The organism is Nitratidesulfovibrio oxamicus (genome assembly GCF_015731765.1).
In the GTDB taxonomy this organism is placed as follows: Bacteria; Desulfobacterota; Desulfovibrionia; order Desulfovibrionales; family Desulfovibrionaceae; genus Cupidesulfovibrio; species Cupidesulfovibrio oxamicus.
Genome location: NZ_VRYY01000491.1, coordinates 1 through 1,706, shown reverse-complemented (window position 1 = coordinate 1,706; position 1,706 = coordinate 1). Strand labels below are relative to the sequence as shown.

Here is a 1,706-nt window from a genome sequence, read left to right as displayed (position 1 = left end):
GCACCCCGTCGGCGTTGCGTTCCAGCAGGCGCACGCGCGCCCCCATGCGGTGCAGCAGCCGCGCGGCAGCCATGCCGGAGCGGCCCGCGCCCACGACCACCACAAGGTCGCCCTTGCCGATGGTTTGCGCCGTGTGCTTGTCGCAGGTCATTGCCGTATCCTTGCCTTACCGGAGTTTCAGCACCGACAGGGCCATCAACCCCAGCAGCGCCGACATGATCCAGAACCTGATGATGATCTTCGACTCTGGAATGCCCTGCAGTTCGAAGTGATGATGCAGCGGGGCCATGCGAAAGATGCGCTTGCCCCCCGTGAACTTGAAGTAGCCCACCTGCAGGATCACCGACAGGGTTTCCACCACGAACAGCCCGCCCACGACGAGCAGCAGCAGTTCCTGCTTGCACAGCACCGCCAGGAAGCCCAGCGCGCCGCCAAGGGCCAGCGAGCCCACGTCGCCCATGAACACCTGGGCCGGGTAGGCGTTGAACCACAGAAAGCCCAGGCTTGCGCCCACCAGCGCCCCGCAGAACACGGTAACCTCGCCCACGCCGGGCACGTTGGGCACTTGCAGGTAGTTGGCCATCTGCACGTTGCCCGCCACGTAGATGAACACGGCAAAGACCATGCCCGCGATGATGGTGGGACCGATGGCCAGGCCGTCCAGCCCGTCGGTAAGGTTCACCCCGTTGGACGAACCCACCATCACCGTCACGGCGAAGGGTATGTACAGCCAGCCGAGGTCGGGCGCGAGCCCCTTGAAGAACGGAAAGGCCAGGCGGGTGGAGTACACCGGCTCGCTGACCACCATGTACATGGCCACGGCGGCCACGACCACCTGCCCCAGGAACTTGGCGCGGGCGGACAGGCCCTTGTTGTTGCGACGGCGGATCTTGATGTAGTCGTCCAGAAAACCAACCAGGCCAAAGCCCAGAAAGATGAGCATTGTCAGCCAGACGTACTTGTTGGTCAGGTCGGCCCACAGCAGCACGCTGCACGTCAGGCAGAAGGCGATGAGCAGGCCGCCCATGGTGGGGGTGCCCGCCTTCTGCATGTGGCAGGTGACGTCCTCGTGGATGTGCTGGCCGCACTTGATGCGTTGCAGCCACGCGATGAAGCGCGGTCCCATGAGGATGGACAGCAGCAGCGCCGTCAGCAACGCCCACACCGACCGGAAGGTGATGTAGCGGAAGACGTTGAGGACCGTGAATTCGGAACTGAGGGGGTACAGCAGGTTATACAGCATGGCGCCCCCCGGTGGCGGGCCCGTTCAGGTGCCCTTCCGGCTGTACGGCCTTGCGCGAGCCCGACGAAACGTGGCGGCGCGCGCCCGGGCAGGCGCGACGGCAGAACCCGGTGCGGGCGGAAAGGCCGGACCGGCCTGCCACGGCGGCTACGGCGCGACCCCGCGCGGCATGGCACGCGGCTGTGAACATCAATTGCACCCCAGTATCTCCCGAATGACCTGCTGGTCGCTATACGGCACCTTGCGGTCGCCGATCTGCTGGTAACTTTCGTGCCCCTTGCCCGCCACCAGCAACACGTCGCCCGGTTGCAGCAGCGCGAGGGCCTTGCCGATGGCCTGCGCCCGGTCGGGGTCGCTGACCACCTCGCGCGCTCCGGCAAGGCCGGGCAGCACGTCGGCCATGATGGCCTGCGGGTCCTCGTGGCGGGGGTTGTCGGACGTGAGCACGGCCACGTCGGCATGG

The 1,706-nt window shown here is 66.3% G+C and carries 3 protein-coding genes; all 3 read right to left on the bottom strand.

From position 1 onward, the window contains the following. On the bottom strand, positions 1 to 151 hold a 151-nt coding region (locus FVW20_RS14450), incomplete at its 3' end, for an NAD(P)-binding protein (RefSeq protein ID WP_196610167.1). A gap of 15 nt (positions 152 to 166) precedes the next feature. Beyond that, positions 167 to 1,243, bottom strand: a complete 1,077-nt coding sequence (mraY, locus tag FVW20_RS14445; RefSeq protein ID WP_196610166.1) for a phospho-N-acetylmuramoyl-pentapeptide-transferase — start codon at positions 1,241 to 1,243, stop codon at positions 167 to 169. Positions 1,244 to 1,432: 189 nt separating this feature from the next. Next, positions 1,433 to 1,706: glutamate ligase domain-containing protein (locus FVW20_RS14440; protein WP_372435004.1), on the bottom strand; the 274-nt coding region annotated here is incomplete at its 5' end.

Bases quoted from the DNA above. Each gene is read 5' to 3' on its own strand.
- mraY (WP_196610166.1), bottom strand. From the start codon at position 1,243: ATGCTGTATAACCTGCTGTACCCCCTCAGTTCCGAATTCACGGTCCTC.